General features: G+C 65.1%; 18 protein-coding genes. 9 read left to right on the plus strand and 9 right to left on the minus strand.

Annotated elements, in window-relative coordinates:
- The first annotated feature begins 119 nt into the window (after positions 1-119).
- Positions 120-1,319 (plus strand): TrmJ/YjtD family RNA methyltransferase, encoded by a 1,200-nt coding sequence (locus AAFG16_RS19745; protein ID WP_342740268.1) that lies wholly within the window; start codon positions 120-122, stop codon positions 1,317-1,319.
- A gap of 153 nt (positions 1,320-1,472) precedes the next feature.
- On the opposite strand, the gene AAFG16_RS19750 is transcribed toward AAFG16_RS19745, so the two are convergent.
- Complete coding sequence (locus tag AAFG16_RS19750; RefSeq protein ID WP_342740269.1) at positions 1,473-1,856, minus strand: nuclear transport factor 2 family protein; 384 nt, start codon at positions 1,854-1,856, stop codon at positions 1,473-1,475.
- A 143-nt stretch (positions 1,857-1,999) separates the two neighbouring features.
- The gene (locus AAFG16_RS19755; RefSeq protein WP_342740270.1) at positions 2,000-2,752 is read right to left on the minus strand and encodes a glucose 1-dehydrogenase; all 753 of its coding nucleotides are present in this window, start codon (positions 2,750-2,752) and stop codon (positions 2,000-2,002) included.
- 115 nt (positions 2,753-2,867) lie between these two features.
- Here AAFG16_RS19755 and AAFG16_RS19760 point away from each other — a divergent pair, with 115 nt between their 5' ends.
- Entirely contained in the window at positions 2,868-3,761 is an 894-nt protein-coding gene (locus AAFG16_RS19760) for a LysR substrate-binding domain-containing protein (RefSeq protein WP_342740271.1), read from the plus strand.
- 162 nt (positions 3,762-3,923) lie between these two features.
- Here the strand turns inward: AAFG16_RS19760 and AAFG16_RS19765 are convergent, their stop codons facing one another.
- Genes AAFG16_RS19765 through mddA form a run of 3 tightly spaced genes read right to left on the minus strand, consistent with a single transcriptional unit; the run spans position 3,924 to position 6,481 of the window.
- Positions 3,924-4,679, minus strand: a complete 756-nt coding sequence (locus AAFG16_RS19765; protein ID WP_342740272.1) for a hypothetical protein — start codon at positions 4,677-4,679, stop codon at positions 3,924-3,926.
- Positions 4,680-4,715: 36 nt separating this feature from the next.
- Positions 4,716-5,693, minus strand: a complete 978-nt coding sequence (locus tag AAFG16_RS19770) for an NADPH:quinone oxidoreductase family protein (RefSeq protein WP_342740273.1) — start codon at positions 5,691-5,693, stop codon at positions 4,716-4,718.
- On the minus strand, positions 5,690-6,481 hold the full coding sequence (mddA, locus tag AAFG16_RS19775; protein WP_342740274.1) for a methanethiol S-methyltransferase: 792 nt from the start codon (positions 6,479-6,481) through the stop codon (positions 5,690-5,692). The genes AAFG16_RS19770 and mddA overlap by 4 nt, the downstream gene beginning before the upstream one ends.
- Before the next feature lie 146 nt (positions 6,482-6,627).
- Between mddA and AAFG16_RS19780 the strand changes: the two genes are divergently transcribed.
- Both AAFG16_RS19780 and cynS read left to right on the plus strand, forming a co-directional pair.
- Complete coding sequence (locus tag AAFG16_RS19780) at positions 6,628-8,199, plus strand: alpha/beta fold hydrolase (protein ID WP_342740275.1); 1,572 nt, start codon at positions 6,628-6,630, stop codon at positions 8,197-8,199.
- Between the two features lie 71 nt (positions 8,200-8,270).
- Entirely contained in the window at positions 8,271-8,759 is a 489-nt protein-coding gene (gene cynS, locus AAFG16_RS19785) for a cyanase (RefSeq protein ID WP_142251064.1), read from the plus strand.
- 78 nt (positions 8,760-8,837) lie between these two features.
- Here the strand turns inward: cynS and purB are convergent, their stop codons facing one another.
- Together purB and AAFG16_RS19795 are read right to left on the minus strand one after the other, a co-directional pair.
- Positions 8,838-10,277 carry an adenylosuccinate lyase gene (gene purB / locus AAFG16_RS19790; RefSeq protein WP_342740276.1) on the minus strand — a complete coding sequence of 480 codons (1,440 nt, stop codon included), beginning with the start codon at positions 10,275-10,277 and terminating at the stop codon, positions 8,838-8,840.
- A gap of 120 nt (positions 10,278-10,397) precedes the next feature.
- Positions 10,398-11,210 carry an isocitrate lyase/phosphoenolpyruvate mutase family protein gene (locus AAFG16_RS19795; protein WP_283085962.1) on the minus strand — a complete coding sequence of 271 codons (813 nt, stop codon included), beginning with the start codon at positions 11,208-11,210 and terminating at the stop codon, positions 10,398-10,400.
- 108 nt (positions 11,211-11,318) lie between these two features.
- Here AAFG16_RS19795 and AAFG16_RS19800 point away from each other — a divergent pair, with 108 nt between their 5' ends.
- The gene (locus tag AAFG16_RS19800) at positions 11,319-12,233 is read left to right on the plus strand and encodes a LysR family transcriptional regulator (RefSeq protein WP_342740277.1); all 915 of its coding nucleotides are present in this window, start codon (positions 11,319-11,321) and stop codon (positions 12,231-12,233) included.
- A gap of 145 nt (positions 12,234-12,378) precedes the next feature.
- On the opposite strand, the gene AAFG16_RS19805 is transcribed toward AAFG16_RS19800, so the two are convergent.
- Positions 12,379-12,702 carry a DUF1476 domain-containing protein gene (locus AAFG16_RS19805; RefSeq protein ID WP_342740278.1) on the minus strand — a complete coding sequence of 108 codons (324 nt, stop codon included), beginning with the start codon at positions 12,700-12,702 and terminating at the stop codon, positions 12,379-12,381.
- Positions 12,703-13,024: 322 nt separating this feature from the next.
- On the opposite strand from AAFG16_RS19805, the gene purC reads away from it, so the two are divergent.
- Together purC and purS are read left to right on the plus strand one after the other, a co-directional pair.
- Positions 13,025-13,792 (plus strand): phosphoribosylaminoimidazolesuccinocarboxamide synthase, encoded by a 768-nt coding sequence (gene purC / locus AAFG16_RS19810; protein ID WP_172782948.1) that lies wholly within the window; start codon positions 13,025-13,027, stop codon positions 13,790-13,792.
- 13 nt (positions 13,793-13,805) lie between these two features.
- Positions 13,806-14,045: a phosphoribosylformylglycinamidine synthase subunit PurS gene (purS, locus tag AAFG16_RS19815; protein WP_342740279.1), complete on the plus strand. Its 240-nt coding sequence runs from the start codon at positions 13,806-13,808 to the stop codon at positions 14,043-14,045.
- 109 nt (positions 14,046-14,154) lie between these two features.
- Here the strand turns inward: purS and AAFG16_RS19820 are convergent, their stop codons facing one another.
- The gene (locus AAFG16_RS19820; protein WP_342740280.1) at positions 14,155-15,171 is read right to left on the minus strand and encodes a magnesium and cobalt transport protein CorA; all 1,017 of its coding nucleotides are present in this window, start codon (positions 15,169-15,171) and stop codon (positions 14,155-14,157) included.
- Positions 15,172-15,335: 164 nt separating this feature from the next.
- On the opposite strand from AAFG16_RS19820, the gene purQ reads away from it, so the two are divergent.
- Positions 15,336-16,037: a phosphoribosylformylglycinamidine synthase subunit PurQ gene (purQ, locus tag AAFG16_RS19825; RefSeq protein ID WP_342740282.1), complete on the plus strand. Its 702-nt coding sequence runs from the start codon at positions 15,336-15,338 to the stop codon at positions 16,035-16,037.
- The gene (locus tag AAFG16_RS19830; protein WP_342740283.1) at positions 16,034-17,008 is read left to right on the plus strand and encodes a tripartite tricarboxylate transporter substrate binding protein BugD; all 975 of its coding nucleotides are present in this window, start codon (positions 16,034-16,036) and stop codon (positions 17,006-17,008) included. Before purQ ends, AAFG16_RS19830 begins: the two co-directional genes overlap by 4 nt.
- Positions 17,009-17,014: the final 6 nt, after the last annotated feature.

A 17,014-nucleotide genomic window follows, 5' to 3' on the forward strand; every position in this document is an offset into this window, starting at 1 on the left:
TTTTGTCAGGACAGGCAAACGACAGGCTGACGGCCATAGCCGGCCTTGCGTCCGGCCTTGAATCTAATCCTGAGAGCGCCTTGCCAAGGCCTTGAGAGACAGTGTGAAAGCGAAACGAGATGTCGGGGACTGACAAGAGCAAGGCGGGCCTTTCCCTCGACGGTCCCATCGTCATCCTGGTCGAGCCGCAGCTCGGCGAAAACATCGGCATGGCCGCGCGCGCCATGGGCAACTTTGCCCTGAGCCGCTTGCGCATCGTCAACCCCAGGGACGGCTGGCCCAACATCGCCGCCCAGCGTGCTGCCGCCGGCGCCGACTATATTCTGGAAAAGGTCGAATTGTTCGACACGGTCGAGCAGGCGGTCGCCGACCTCGACCTCCTGTTTGCCACCACCGCGCGCCCCCACGACCAGGCCAAGCCCGTGGTCGGGCCGGAGGCCGCAGCCAGCGAGATCGCCGGGCACGTTGCGACCGGCGGCAAGGCCGGCATCCTCTTCGGCCGGGAGCGTTGGGGCCTCACCAACGAGGAGGTCGGGCTCTCCAACCGCATCATTACCTTCCCGGTCAATCCGGGCTTTGCCTCGCTCAACCTCGCCCAGGCCGTGCTGCTGATCGGCTATGAATGGTTCAAGCGGGCCACATCCGGCGAGCTGCCGCATGCGATGCCGGAACGGTCCGAGCGTGCCTCGCAGCACCAGATGCAGGCCTTCTTCGACAATCTCGTGCGCGAGCTCGACAAGGTCGAGTTCCTGCGCCCGGCCGAGAAGCGCGACACCATGCTGGTGAACCTGCGCAACATCTTCAGCCGGATGGAGCCGACCAAGCAGGACATGCACACCCTGCACGGAGTCGTCATGGCGATCGCGGAGGGACGCAAGGGTCCGGCCAAGGGCGGCGTGCTCGACGGCGAGCAGGCGACACGCCTGCGTGCGCTGCTCGCCGAGCATGGCCAGGGCGGCGGCGTGCCCGACAGTGGCTCGACCGTGCGCGGCCTCGCCCGCCTGCTCCGCCGCAACCCAACCGATGCCGAGCGCCTGCTCTGGCAGGCGCTGACCCGCGACCGCCGCTTCGCAGGTGGGTTCAAGCGCCAGACCCCGGTCGGCCGCCACATCCCGGATTTTGTCTCCTTCCCGCACCGGATCGCGATCGAGCTGGTCAACCCGGGCGAGGGCGAGACCATCGCTGCCGACCGTGCATCGCGGCGGGCGTGGCTGGAGGCGCGGGACTATCGGGTGCTCGACATCCGCGCGGCGGATGTGGAGCGGGATCTCGAGGCAGAGCTGGTGCGGCTGCAGGGGATGGTGGAGCAGGGCGCGTAGGTCTCGTCGAGCACAGGTCTCGTAGGGTGGGCAAAGCGAAGCGTGCCCACCATCTCGATCAATCAGGCCGAGACAGGAGTCGTGGGCACGGCGCTGCGCGCCTTTGCCCACCCTACGAGATCCGCTCGGCTAATCCACCCTACGAACGCTCCGTCACTTCCCTGGTTGGTCGAGGAACACATAAAGCGCAGCGATCCTGCCATCCTCCACGATGATGACATCCCAACCGGTGTAGTCGGGTGCTTCGCCGCGGGGACCTGATCCCCACGCCAGCCGCCCGGCGTTGTGAAGCGCCTGCGGTTCGCCGCTTGGCGTGTAGACGAAGTGGGGATGCGTGGCGCGCAGATCGCCGGCGAATTTGCCGATCGCGTCGCGGCCGACGATAACGCCTGGCGGGACGTACAGGGCGGCGTTCTCGGTCCAGAGCTCGTCGATGGCGGCGCGGCGGCGCTTTGCGTCGCCCTCGCCGAAAACTTCCTGGAGGTTGTGGTGAAGCAGTTCGTGGATGCGATCCGCTGATGCATTGGGTTGAGTCATAGTTGTCTCCAAATTCCACTGGCCCCGCAGGGTGGGTAAAGCGAAGCGTGCCCACGTCGCTCGGCCGATTGATTGAGGTTTGAATTGGTGGGCACGGCGCGTTGCGCCTTTGCCCACCCTACGAACTGTGCTCGGCGCGCGCTTCAGATCTGAGTCTGACCACCGTCGACGAAGAGCTCGACACCATTGACGAAGCTTGCCTCGTCCGAGGCGAGGAACAGCACGGCCTTGGCGATCTCCTCGGGCTGCCCGATGCGGCCGACCGGGATGAGCCCGGCGAGTTGAGTCTTGGTGCCTTCCGCTTGCTCACCGCCGCCGAACAGATGATTCAGTCCGTGTGTCTCGGTGACGCCGGGGCTAACAGCGTTGACGCGGATGTGCCGGTCCTTCAGGTCGAGGATCCAGTTGCGCGCGAAGTTGCGCACGGCGGCCTTGGTTGCCGAATAGACGCTGAAGGCCGGCGTACCCGAGATGCTCGTGGTCGACGCATTCAGCACGATGGATGCGCCTTCGCGGAGCAACGGCAATGCCTTCTGAACCGTGAAGAGGACGCCTTTCACGTTGGTGTCGAACGTGCGCTGATAGTGCTCCTCGGTGATGGCACCGAGTGGTGCGAACTCACCGCCGCCGGCATTGGCGAAGATCACGTCGATCTGCTGGTGCTTCTTCTGAACGGCGTCGTAGAGCCGGTCGATGTCGGCGAGGTTGGCCATATCGCCCCGCACGCCGGTCACGCGGCCACCGATCGACTTCACCGCTGCATCCAGCGCGTCCTGGCGGCGGCCGGTGATGAACACCGAGGCGCCCTCAGCGGCGAAGGCCTTTGCGGTCGCAAGGCCGATGCCGCTCGTGCCGCCGGTCACCACCACGACCTTGTTGTTGAACCTGTTCGTCATCGTCCGTCTCCTTCGAAAGCATGTGGCGAAAGCGCCGTTGTCCGTCGTAGATGCGGATAGAACGATGATGCGGCTAGATGCCTGATATGATACACATCGTTCTATGAGAGGAACGATGAAGGCTGATTTGAATGACTTTGCGTATTTTGCCGAGGTGGTGGGCCATGGCGGCTTCGCTGCTGCCGGGCGGGCCTTGCGCGAGCCCAAGTCCAAGCTCAGCAGGCGGATTGCCGGGCTGGAGGAGCGCCTGGGGCTGCGCCTGATCGAGCGATCGAGCCGACGTTTCCGCGTCACCGAAGTCGGGCAAGCCTTTTACGAGCGCTGTCGCGCGATCCTGGCGGAAGCCGAGCAGGCGGAGGCGCTGGTGGCGCAAGCGCAGGCCGAGCCCCACGGTCGCATCCGCTTTGGCTGCCCGACCGGCATGGTTGCGGAGATCTCCGCGCTCATTTCGAGCTTCCTGATCCGCTATCCCAAGGTGCGCCTGCAGCTCGTCGCCGTCGACCGGCCCGTCGACCTGATTGACGAGCGGATTGATGTGGCCTTGCGCGTGCGGTCCGAGCTCACGGGCGATGCAGCGCTGACGATGCGGTCGCTCGGCACGTCCACGCGAATCCTTGTCGCGAGCCCCCAGCTGGCAAGCCGGTTGCGTGCCCTCGATGACTTGGCCGCGGTTCCGACGCTGGCGACGTCGGATGAGGACACTCAGGTCGAATGGCATCTGCAGACCGACGATGGACAGGCCCGCGTCCTCACGCACGAACCACGAATGGGATGCGGCGACTTCGGCGCTGTACGAGACGCGGCGGTCGCCGGCCTCGGCGTTGCGCTGTTGCCCGATCACATCTGCCGGGACGCGCTGGGCCAGGGTAAGCTCATCCGCGTGTTGCCGGAATGGCGCGGCCACCGTGGCATGGTGCATCTCGTCTTCACGACGCGACGCGGCCTGCCTCGGGCCGTTCGCGCGCTGATCGATCATCTCGCGGCGGGATTTTCCAAGACGCTGGTGTGATGGCAATGCCTCGTCTTTGCGCTAAAGCGCGATGACATCAGGATGAATCGTCATCGCGCTTTAGCTTGTTGTTTGCGCATGATCTTTTCGGAAAACCGCTACGCACTTTTCCGGATCATGCTTTCGCGGACAGCGCTTTGCGCAACCGCAGACCAATCCGCCCTACGAAGCTCGTCCCAGCAGCACGTCGCGCTCCACTGCAATCCATGTCGTCCGGGCGAGGGCCAGCAACGTCCCGGCTTCATCATAGAGCGCGGCGTCGGCGGTGCGCTTGCGGCCGTCGCGGCCGGTTGGCCAGGCCGTGATGATGCAGGGGGCGCCGGGGCGCGGGCGGGCTTCGACGCGGGCCGACATCCGGCCCAGCAGGAGTGGAGTCTTGTCGTAGCTGCCGCTCTGCAGATTGCAATTGCAGGCAAAGCCGGTGGGACAATCGAGCGCCGACCAGAGAAATTCCGGCGCGACCAGGCCGTCCTCGGCGGCGAGGTTCGGATCGGGCGTCCAGGTTGCCGCGAGAACGGCGTTCTGCGCACGACGCTTGAGCGGCCCGGTGAAGATGCGCAGGCCATCGCCCTGCGCTCGCGCGGGACCGCAGACGAAACAGTTCGGCAGCGGATGCTCGCGCGGCTCGAACAGCATCAGCAATTCGGCGGCGCGTGCTTCCTGCAAGCTGGCCGTCTCGAGCTGCGCGAGCTCGACGCTCGCCGCGCGCCCTGTCGCAATGACCTTGGCGCCATCACGAAGCTCCCAAGCGCCATCCTCGGCGGCGACTGCATCGAGCGGCGTGTCCAGCGGAGGCGGCGCGCGCAGTGTGATCTCCGCCGCCCCCGGAATGTTGCGGGCTAGCCTGCCGCAGACATAGCCGCCATTGCCGGAGTTCGGAGGGCCGCAGAAGCGCCTGGCGATGATGATCTCGGTCACGTCTTGCCCTCCTCTGTTGCCATTCCCCCGCGCATTCTACCTGATCTTGAGCACAATTCGTCCCTGAACCGTCCGGTCGGCCACGGCGCGCATGGCGTTGCCGGCCTCCTCCAAAGGGAGGACGCGGTCGACATGCGGGCGGATTTGTCCGTCGGCCAGCAGTTGCATCAGCGCGTCGTTCATGCGCGCGGCTAGATCCGGAAATTTCTCGGCCCAGGCGCCCGCGAAGACGCCGATGATGGAATAGTTCTTCAGCAGCGGCAGGTTCATCGGGATGGACGGAATCTCGCCGCCGGTGAAGCCGATCGGCATCAGTCGGCCGCCCCATTTCATCAGCCGGGCCATCTGCTCGAAGATTGCGCCGCCGACATTGTCGAAGCCGACATCGATGCCGTCTCCTGATGTGATCGATTTGAGCCGGTCGCGAAGATCCTCGCTGCGATAGTTGATCACATCGACGGCACCATAACCGCGCACCAGCACCGCCTTGTCATCGGCGCCGACACCTGCGATGACGCGGAGGCCCAGATGGCGGCCGAGGTCGACGGCGGCGAGTCCAACCCCGCCGGCCGCACCGCTGACGAAAACGGTTTCGCCGCGTTGCGCCCGCGCCCGCTCGACCAGTGCGTAATGGGCCGTGCCGTAATTGTGCAGCACCGTCGCCGCGGTTTCGAAAGCAACGCCATCGGGCAGGCGCACGCTCTTCGATTCCTTCGCAGTCATCCGTTCGGCGTAGCCGCCGGTCCAGTTGCTGCAGGCCACGCGGTCGCCGGGTACGAATGTCACGACCTTCTCGCCGACGGCGACGACGACACCGGATGCCTCCGTACCGGGCACGAACGGCGTCGGCGGCCGCATCTGGTAGAGGCCCGAGACCAGCAACTGGTCCATGAAGCTGACCGAGGCCGCGTGGACGTCGATGAGGATCTCGTCCCCAGCTGGCTTCGGCTCGTCGATGTCACCGACGCGCAAATCGCCGGGGCCGGTGAAGGAGCTGCAGAGAACGGCTTTCATTGCGGTGCTCCGACAGCGCGAGATGACTGGCGATCGTCGGCCCGGCGGCGCGCGAACAGGCGCGGCACCAGCATGGGAACGCGCCGGCGATATTGCTGATAGGTCTCTCCGAACTCCGCGATCAGGTCCCGCTCCTCGAACTGCAGCGCGACCAGGATGTAGGCGGTGTTGGCGATCGCGAACAGCAGATGACCTGCGGTCATCGCGGGCGTGGCCCAGAACGCGAGCAGGAAGCCAAGCATCAGCGGATGCCGGACGATTTTGTAGAGCAGGGGCGTCTTGAAGGTTTGAGCCGATATCTCGGAACCCCTCAGGACGGAGAAAGCCTGACGCAGGCCGAACAGATCGAAATGATCGATCATGTAGCTCGAGGCGAACACGATCAACCAGCCGAGCCAGTGCACGCCGGTCAGCAGCCACGCGGCAACTCCGCTGGCCTGCCAGACCGGTGCCGGGATCGGGCGCCACTGCCAGAACAGCAGCAGCAGGATCAGGCTGGAGAGCAGCACATAGGTGCTGCGCTGGCAGGCCGCGGGAAGGAATTTGACCAACCATCGCTTGAAGGCCGGCCGCGCCATGACGCTGTGCTGGATCGCAAACAGGCTCATCAGCAGCAGATTGACGACGATGGCCTCGCTCAGATGGGTGGGGCTGCCGACGTCGATCGACTTGTCGATCGATTTGGGCACGACATAATTGCCGACGAAACCGGGGGCGTAGAGAAATGCAACCGTGAATACGCCATAGCTCACGATGGCGTAGAGCAGGATTGTGAGGCGTGCGAACATGGTTTTTCCTGTTGTGCCGGTGGCAGCGCTGCCGCATGGAGGAGCCTGAACCACTCGCGGGCGGTCAGGCTCGATCTGGCCTGACTGCTATCGCCGGACCGTCCCCTGCGCGTCCCCGGGGACGCCGGCCGGGAAAGAGGTTTTCCATGACGGCCTTCTCGCTGGGGACGTTCGGGTTCCCTAGGGTTTACGCCGACGGCCGCCCGATCAAGCTGGCCTTGCGCAAGGGGCTTGCGCTGCTGGTCTTTCTCGCCGAGGCCAAAAGTGCCGTTGCGCGGGACGTGATCGCTACGCTGCTATGGCGGGAGACGCCCCGCGAGACCGGCCTTGCGCGATTGCGGCGCCTGCTTCACCGCATCGAGCTCACGCTCGGCCAACCGGTTTTCGAGACCGACCGCACCAGCTTGCGTGTGTCTCCAGACGTCGAGCTCAAGCTCGATTCGCAATTGTTCGAAAGCGCCTGCGATCGCGGTGACTTCGAAGCGGCGTGCCGGATCTATCGCGGCGATTTCCTCGCAGGTTTCTCGCCGGACGATTCGCCTGAATTCGACGATTGGGCGTTCTATCGCCGGGAGGCGCTGCGAGGGCGGCTGGTGCATGCGCTGGAGCGACTGGTGCAGGACAAGAATGCCGCCGGCGACCATTCTGCCGCGACGGCATTTGCAGGACGCCTGGTCGAGCTCGATCCGCTCAGCGAAGTCTACGGCCGGCATCTGATCCGCAGCCTGCTGCTGGCCGGTGACCGCAGCGCCGCGGAGCGGCATCATGTGGCGCTGACGCAGCGACTGCGCGACGAGCTCGGGATCGCGCCGGAAGCCGAGACCGAGGCGCTTCTCAGTCCGGCCGCGGCGCCACATGCCGTTCCGGCGACACGCTATGTCAAGGGCGCCGGCGTGCATCTGGCGTATCAGACTTACGGAAGCGGTCCGCTCGATATCCTGGTCATGCCGGGCTTCGTGTCGCATGTGGAGCGCGTCTGGGAGCATCCCGCGAGCCGGACGTTTCTGGCGTCATTGATGAGGCTTGGGCGGCTCATCATTTTCGATCGTCGCGGCATCGGACTGTCCGACCGGGTCGGATCGGCCCCCGGCATCGAACTCACGGCGGAAGATATCGGCACCGTGCTGCGGGCGGCGGACTCGCGTCACGTGGTGCTGTTTGGCGCATCCGAATGCGGGCCGGCCTGCATCAAATTCGCGGTCGATGAACCGCGGCTCGTGGCCGGCCTCATCCTGTTCGGCGCGCTGGCCAAAGGCTGCTGGTCACAGGACTATCCGCATGCGCTCCGCGCCAGCCAGTATGATGTCTGGAGCAAGCACCTCATCGCGGAATGGGGCGGCCCGGTGGGCATCGAGACCTTCGCGCCGAGCCTTGCCGACGATCCCCAGGCGCGCGCGTGGTGGGCCGGGCTGCTGCGCGCGGCCTCCAGCCCCGGCGGGATCTCGGCGGTGCTGGATGCGTTTCGCGACGCCGATGTGCGGCACTTGTTGCCACAGGTGGCCGTGCCGACGCTGGTGCTGCACCGGCGCGGCGATCGGGCCGTGCGGATCGCAGCGGGGCGCGATATCGCGAGCCGGATCAGGAACGCGCAATTCGTCGAGCTGGAGGGCCATGATCACTGGTTCTTTGCGGGGGATCAGCGGCCGGTGCTGGAGGCGATCAGGCGGTTTGCGGAGGATTTGGCGAAGCGAGGCGAGGGTGCCGGTGTGAGGCGCTAGCCTGATTTATTGGCACGTTTCGTGCCTCCGAAAGCGGCAGACGACACAGTGCCTAGCCAAGGAGACCCGGCATGAAACGCGAAGACCTCACCGAAAAGCTGCTCGACATCAAGCGCGAGAAGGGCTGGAGCTGGAAACACATCTGCGAGAAGATCGGCGGCTACTCCGAAGTTCTGATTGTTGGCGCGATCCTCGGCCAGATGAAACTGACAAAGCCGCAGGCGGCGAATGCCGGCGAGCTGTTCGGGCTGTCGAAGGCGGAAGTTGCGATGCTCAACGAGGTGCCGATGCGCGGCACCGGCACGCCGATGCCGCCGACCGATCCCTTGATCTACCGCTTCTACGAGATGGTGATGGTGAACGGTCCGGCCTGGAAGGCGCTGATCGAGGAAGAATTCGGCGACGGCATCATGTCGGCGATCGACTTCGACATGGCCATGGAGCGCGTCGCCAATCCGAAGGGCGACCGGGTCAAGATCACCATGAGCGGAAAATTCCTGCCGTACAAATATTACGGCGCCAGCGGCAACGTGCCGGAATACGGATTTAAAGAGGAGTGAGGCCTCGCCTAGCGCGCCGACGGAGGTGCGTTCCCTCCCCCGCAAGGGGGGAGGGAACGGAGAGACTGCCGTTGTTGGCTACAAAATCGCACCCGGCGTGTAGCTGGCCGCTACAGGATTTGCTTTTGCCAGCGCGTCGACCTGCTCGGCGAAGTGATCGACTTGCGCGCCGGCATCGCCGGAATTGGCGCGGCCGTGATCGAGCACGCGCTGCAGCTCGGCTTCGCTGAGGCCGAGACGCTGATCGGCGGCGAGACGCTGCAAGAGATCGTTCTGCACGATCTTGCCGGTGCGCAGGTCGCGGATGGCCGCGACCGCATGCTCCTTGATCGCCTCGTGCGCGCCTTCGCGCCCCGCGCCCTTCTTCACCGCTTCCATCATCACCGTGGTGGTCAGCAGGAAGGGCAGATAGCGGTTGAGCTCGGTCGCGACGACGGCGTCGAAAATCTCCATCTGGTCGAGCACCGAGAGCAGGGTCTCGAGCAGGCCGTCCATGGCGAGGAAGGCATCGGGCAGCATCACGCGGCGGACCACGGAGCAGGAGACGTCGCCCTCGTTCCACTGGTCGCCGGAAAGGCCGGCGGCCATCGCGAGATAGCCCTTCAGCACCACGTGCAGGCCGTTGATGCGCTCGCAGGAGCGGCTGTTCATCTTGTGTGGCATCGCGGAGGAGCCGACCTGGCCCTTGGCAAACCCTTCGCTGGCGAGCTCATGGCCCGCCATCAGGCGCAGCGTCTTGGCGAAGCTGCCGGGGCCGCTGGCGAGATCGACGAGCACGCTGACCGCGCGGAAATCGAGGCTGCGCGGATAGACCTGGCCGACGGCATCGAAGCTCTTTGGCAGGCCGAGATGCTTGAGGATCTGCTGCTCGAGCGCGCGGGCCTTGCCGGCATCGCCGTTGAACAAAGTGATCTGGTCGAGCCGCGTGCCGACCGCGCCCTTCAGGCCGCGCGCGGGATAGGTATTCAGCACGTCGACGAGGCTCTGATGCGCCAGCAGCATCTCCTCGCCGAACATGGCGATGCGCTTGCCGAGCGTCGTGACCTGGGCAGCGACGTTATGCGTGCGTGCCGTGAACGGCATATCGCGGAACTGCTTTGCGTGTTTCGCAAAGCGAATGAGGGCGGCGATGCTCTTGGTCTCGATCAGCTGCAGCCCGCGATAGACCTGGAGCTGCTCGACGTTTTCGGTGAGGTCGCGGCTGGTCATGCCCTTGTGCAGGTGCTCGTGACCGGCGAGATCGCAGAACTCTTCGATGCGCGCCTTGACGTCGTGGCGGGTGATGCGCTCGCGGCGCATGATGGAGGCGAGGTCGACCTGGTCCTTCACGCGCTCGTAGGCCTCGATCACGCCATCCGGCACCGGGATGCCGAGATCGCGCTGACCCTTCAGCACGGCGATCCAGTAGTCGCGTTCGAGGCGGACCTTGCCTTCGCCGCTCCAGATGGCGCGCATGGCGGGCGAGGCATAGCGTTCGGCGAGGACGTTCGAGATTTGATCCTGAGGCATGCCGCTCATTTGGCATTGCCGGGGGCCAACTGCAAGTCGCGAGCCGGCCCCGGGGCGCCGGCATGGCCCATCCGTCCACATTCCCTGCCGGACCGAGGCGATGCGGCTGTTCCGCGCCGGCCGGGGCGGTCAGCCAAACGCTGCCCGCACCTCCTTGATCGGGGCCATTTCGCGGACGTAGGTAAACGCGCCCCGATCCTTCATTTCGCGGGCGCAATTGAGGAACGCCGCCAGCGCAACGCGGGCCATGGCGCCGCCCACGCTGATGCGCTTGACGCCGGCGGCGGCAATCTGCTCGACGGTCAGCGTCGGATCGGCAAAGCCCATCACCAGGTTGAAGGGCTTTTTGACCGACGAGGCCACGGTGCGGATGGTCTCGATGTCGTGGACCCCCGGCGAATACAGCACGTCGGCACCGGCGGCCTCGAAGGCCTGGAGCCGCCGGATCGTGTCGTCGAGATCGCTGTTGCCCTTCAGCAGGTTCTCGGCGCGGGCCGTCAGCGTGAATGGGAAGGGGAGCGCACGTGCCGCCTCGACGGCGGCTTGCACGCGTTCGACCGCGAGCTGGAAATCGTAGATCGGCTTGCGCGGATCGCCGGTAAAATCCTCGATCGAGCCGCCGACGCACCCGGCCTCCGCCGCGCGCGTGATGGCCCTTGCCGCGGTCTTCGGATCGTCGGCGCCACAGTTTTCGAGGTCGGCATTGACGGGAAGATCGGTCGCCTCGGCGATGATCCGGCAGTTTTCAAGGATGGCGTCGAGGCCGACGGTCGTGCTGCCGAGGGTATTGGCAAGGCCAAGGCTCGTCGTCGCCAGCGCCTCGAACCCCATCGACGCCAGCAGTTTTGCGGTGCCGGCATCCCAGGGGTTCGGGATGATGAAGGCGCCGGGGCGCTGATGCAATTCGCGAAATCGTGCTGCCTTGTCGGCCTGGGTGCGCATGGGGGCTCCTGTCGGTCTCGTGTCGCGCAGCAGCGATAGGATGGTTTCGCCCATCAAACAAATTTGTTATTTCTTTCGATATCATCAGCTTTTTGCATGAGGTCCGGCATGGACAGCGACGCGCTGAACACGTTCCTGGTGGTGCACCGGCGCGGCGGCATCTCGAACGCTGCAAAGGTGCTGCATCGCTCGCAGCCGGCGATCTCGCGGCGCATCGCGCTTCTCGAGCAGGAGCTCGGCGTGCCGCTGTTCGAGCGGGTCGCGGGCAAGACCCGGCTCAGCGATGCCGGCCGCGTCATGGTGCCCTATGCCGAGCGGGCGGTGGCAGCGGCGCAGGACGCCGAGAACGCGGTGCGCGCGCTGCTGCGCGACAGCGCCGGGCCGGTGTCGCTGGCGGTGACCGGCACGCTCGCGGGCGGCAGGCTCTCCCGGGTACTCAAGCGCTTCGTCGCCCGGCATCCGGATGTGGCGCTGACGCTGCGTACGGCGACCAGCGCCGAGGTCTCTGATCTGATCCGGCGCGGGGAGGCGACCATCGGCCTGCGCTACGATCGCGACCGCTCGGCCGATCTGGATTGCGAGTTGCTGTTTGCCGAGCCGCTGCAGGTGGTGTGCGCGCCGGATCATCCGCTGGCGGGCAAGCGGGTGGCGAAGCTCGCCGATCTCGGCGACGAGAAATGGATCGCCTTTCCGGAAGTGCCGGGCCGCCGTGAGATCACGGCCTCACACGTCTTCGCGCTGTTCCAGAGCGCAGGGCTCGGCGAGATCGAATGGACGGCGGTCGACAGCCTCACCGCGCAGAAGCGCCTGGTCGAAGCCGGGTTTGGGATCGCGTTGCTGTCACAGAGCAACGCGGCGGAAGAATTGGGGTCGGGTGCGATCGCGACGATTCGCGTCGGCAATCTCACCGCAAGTCATGACGTCGTCGCGGTCGTCAGGCGCGGCGGTTTCCTCAGTGCCGCTTCGCGGCGTCTGCTGGAGATCATCCGGCGGGAGTTTTCGAGCAAGCGCGTGGCGAGGTAGCGAAGAGAGCTGCTGTCTTCGCCACGCGTCGCTGGTCGATCTAAAGCATGATCCGGAAAAGTGCGCAGCGGTTTTCCGGATCATGCTCAAACAACAACCTAAAGCGCGATGACGATTTATCCTCATCTCATCGCGCTTTAGCGGGCTATGTCCCGGCCTTCACCTCGGCGGCCGCGACCGCGAGCAGCTCGCTCATCTTGGCGCGAATCGCCTGTTCGGTGACGGCGACGTTCTTGGCGGCGAAATCGCCCGTGACCTTGCGCAGGACGTCGCCATCGCCGGCCTCCTCGAAATCGGCCGCGACGACCTCCTTGGCATAGGCCGTGGCGGCCTCGCCGGTGATTCCGAGCTTTTCGGCTGCCCACAGCCCGAGCAGCCGGTTGCGGCGGGCTTCCGCCTTGAATTTCTGCTCCTCGTCGAGGGCGAACTTCTTCTCAAAGCCTTCCTGGCGCTTGTTGATTTCGCTCATGCCTCTTCCAATTCCTTTGGCTTTCCGGGCCCGGTCCGCCTCGTTGCGAGGGCCCAGGCGCATGCCTAGATAGAGGGCAGGAATCGGCAAAACAACGAGCCGTTAAGCCGCAGGCAAGGCGGTATAAGTCAGCGTCGGATGGGCCGGATCGATTGTGCTGGGACAGCCAATCGGATAGGTTGCCTGAAGGGCTTGGTTCCCCTTCTGTTTCCAAGGGTTGCAGACGGGTTCCCGGCCGTTCACGGCAGCTCCGCTGTGGGTCGTAACCTGGTAACCGGAGCACACCAAATACATGGATTTCAACAAAACACGGTACATCCCCATGAGCCGTCGGCGTCGCATTTATGAAGGCAAGGCAAAGGTTCTTTACGAAGGCCCGGAGCCCGGCACCCTGATCCAGCACTTCAAGGATGACGCCACAGCGTTCAATGCGAAGAAGCATCAGGTGATCGAGGGCAAGGGTGTCCTCAACAACCGGATCTCGGAGTACCTGTTTCAGCACCTCAACGACATCGGGGTGCCGACCCATTTCATCCGCCGCCTCAACATGCGCGAACAGCTGATTCGCGAGGTCGAGATCGTGCCCCTCGAAGTGGTGGTGCGGAACGTCGCCGCCGGCTCGCTGTCGCAGCGCCTCGGCATCGAGGAGGGCACCCAGCTGCCGCGCTCGATCATCGAGTTCTATTACAAGAACGACCAGCTCAACGACCCCATGGTGTCGGAAGAGCACATCACCGCGTTCGGCTGGGCGACGCCGCAGGAGATCGACGACATCATGGCGCTCGCCATCCGTGTCAACGACTTCCTGACCGGTCTTTTCCTGGGCATCGGCATCCGTCTCGTCGACTTCAAGATGGAGTGCGGCCGCCTGTTCGAGAACGAGATGATGCGCATCATCGTCGCCGACGAGATCTCGCCGGACAGCTGCCGTCTGTGGGACATCAAGTCGAACGAGAAGCTCGACAAGGACCGTTTCCGCAGGGATCTCGGCGGCCTGCTCGAGGCCTATACCGAAGTTGCAAAACGTCTCGGCATCCTCATGGAAAACGAGCGTCCGCAGGGCACGGGTCCCGTGCTGGTGAAGAGCTAAGAGGGATATAGACGTGAAGGCACGTGTCACCGTTACCCTGAAGACGGGTATTCTCGATCCGCAGGGCAAGGCCATCGAAGGCGCGCTGAAGTCGCTCGGCGTCGACGGCGTCGCCAGCGTCCGCCAGGGCAAGGTGTTCGACATCGAGCTCGCCGGCGCCGACAAGGCCAAGGCGCAAGCCGCGCTGAAGGAAGCTGCCGACAAGCTGCTGGCGAACACCGTGATCGAGAATTATCGGGTCGAAATCGTATAAGTCTGCGTGCGGCCGCAGCCCGGATGGAGCGAAGCGAAATCCGGGGCGATCGGCGGCGGCGCCGTCCCGGATTGCGCTTCGCTCCATCCGGGCTACGAAGCAGCTCGCCTCACAGCCACCCGACGCGGCGAAAGCGCCAATACAGGCCGGCGCAGGCGAGCGCCATCAGCCCCATGACGACGAAGTAGCTGTATTCCCATTGCAGCTCAGGAATGTATTTGAAGTTCATCCCGTAGATGCCGGCGACGGCGGTCGGGACGGCGAGGATAGCAAGCCAGGAGGCGAGCCTCTTCGAGACCGCCGTCTCCTGCGCTTGGCCGACCAGGAGGCTCGCTTCGAACGCGAAGGCCAGCACCTCGCGCATGGAATCGATGCGCTCCTGGATGTTCCTGACGTGGTCGGTAACGTCGCGGAACAGCGGTTGCATCGCCTGCCGCACCATCGACAGCTCGTCATGCTCCAGCCGGCGGCAGACCTCCACCAGCGGCCCGATCGCGTTGCGGAGCCGCAGCAGGTCACGGCGTAGCATGTAGAGCCGCTCGATCTGCGCCCTGGTGATCGCGTGGGCGAGCACGTCGTCCTCGATGCCCTCGACCTCTTCGTGAATGCTCTCCAGCACGGGCGAGTAATTATCGACGATGAAATCGAGAATGGCATAGAGGATGTAGTCCTCGCCGCGGGCGAGCGCCCGCGGGCAGCTTTCGCAGCGTTCGCGCACCGGCGTGTAGGATGTCGAGGCGCCGTGGCGCACCGAGACCAGATAGCCGTCGCCGACGAAGATGTGGGTCTCGCCGAAGGCGATGCGGCCTTCGATCAGTTGCGCGGTGCGCGCCACGATGAACAGGGCCTCGCCATATTGCTCGATCTTGGGCCGCTGATGGGCGTGGTTGGCGTCCTCGATCGCGAGCTCGTGCAGGTCGAACTGCTTTTGCACCGCGCCGAGCAGGGCCATGTCGGGCTCATGCAGCCCGATCCAGACTACATGGCCCGGCTTGGCCCGCCAGCTCGAGGCCTCGCTGATGGCGATATTGGCCACACGCCGGCCGTCGACATAGGCGCCGGCAGCGACGACGCCCTCGGTCGACACCGGTTCGGCAGGAGAGGCGGGCCGCGACGGGACATTCATGGCATCCATCCCGGGCAAGATCGTTGGCAGACACGCCGTTCTATGGCCTGTGTACAAGGCCATCAGGCAAGGCTAGCACTGGTAAAATCCCCGTCAAATGGCTATGTCTCTTCACGAATTGGCCCTTCGGCCAGCCCGATTCCCAGCACCGCCGGAACCCGAACATGAAAGCCGCCATCCTCGTCTTTCCCGGAATCAACCGTGAGCGCGACATGGCGCGCGCCTTGAGGCTGATCTCCGGCAGCGAGCCCGCGATGGTGTGGCACGCCGAGACGTCGCTGCCATCAGGCACCGATCTCGTGGTAGTGCCGGGCGGCTTCTCCTACGGCGATTATCTGCGCTGCGGCGCGATCGCGGCGCGCGCGCCGGTGATGGACGCGGTGCGCGATTACGCGGGCAAGGGCGGGCTCGTGCTCGGCGTCTGCAACGGTTTCCAGATCCTCTGCGAGTCCGGCCTGCTGCCGGGCGTGCTGATGCGCAATGCGCGGCTGAAATTCATCTGCAAGGACGTGCATCTGCGCGTCGAGCGTTCCGACACGCCGTTTACCCGCGGCTACAATGCCGGCCAGGTGATCCGCGTGCCGGTTGCGCATGGCGAGGGCAATTACGAGGCGGATGAAGAGACCATCAAGCGGCTCGAAGGCGAGGGGCAGGTGCTCTATCGCTACTGCTCCGCCGACGGCGTGGTCGACGAGGCCAGCAACATCAACGGCGCGGCGCAGTCCATCGCCGGCATTGTCAACGACAAGGGCAACGTGCTCGGCATGATGCCGCATCCGGAAAACCACGTCGAAGACATCATGGGCTGCACCGACGGCCGCGGCCTGTTTGCCGGCCTCACCGCACATCTGGAAAAGGCCGCGTGATCCCGTTCGTAGTGAAGCGGCTGTCGGCCGCCATTGCTGTCGTTGCGTTTGCGACGGCTGCCTTCGCGCAGGATTATCCCAAGCGTCCGATCACCATGATCGTGCCGTTCGCGGCCGGGGGCACCTCGGACGTGATCGCGCGCACGGTCGCCGAGCAGATGGGCATCGCGCTCGGCCAGACCATCGTGATCGAGAACGTCGCGGGCGCCGGCGGCTCGACCGCGCTGGCGCGCGCCTCCCGCGCCGAGCCTGATGGCTACACCATCGCGATCGGCAATGCCGGCACCAATGCCGCGACCTACACGATCTATCCAAAGCTACCGTTCACGCCCGACTCCTTCGTGCCGATCGCCATGGTGGCGAAGACGTTCGGCATCATCGCGCTGCGCAAGGATTTCCCGGCGAAGGATTTGAAATCGTTCATCGCCTATGCCAAGGCCAATCCGGGCAAAATCAATCTCGGCCATGCCGGCGTCGGCTCCTCGAATTACCTGATCTGCAAGAGCTTCGTCACCGCCGCGGGGATCGACGCGACGCTGGTCGGCTATCGCGGCGCCGCGCCTGCGCTGACTGATGCGGTCGGCAGCCAGATCGACGGTGTCTGCGACGCGGCGGCTTCCGTCTCGCAGTCGATCAACGAGAAGCTGGTGAAGGGGCTGGTCGTCGGCTCGACCGTGCGGCTCGCGACGCTGCCGGAGCTTCCGACGTCGGCTGAAGCCGGCCTGCCCGACTTCGAGGCACAGGGCTGGAATGGCCTGTTCGCGCCCAAAGGCACGCCGCCGGCCATCATCGCCAAGCTGAACGCGGCCGCGCGGACCGCTGTGGAAACAGAGGCGGTGAAGAAGCGTTTCGCGGACCTTTCGACCGTGGCGCCCGATGACAACGAGCATGCGCCGGACCTGCTTCAGCAGCTGGTGACGCGCGACGTCGAGAAATACCGGAAGATGCTCGCGGACGACGCCAAGCAATAGCGGCGT

This window comes from Bradyrhizobium sp. B117 (assembly GCF_038969555.1).
GTDB lineage: Bacteria > Pseudomonadota > Alphaproteobacteria > Rhizobiales > Xanthobacteraceae > Bradyrhizobium.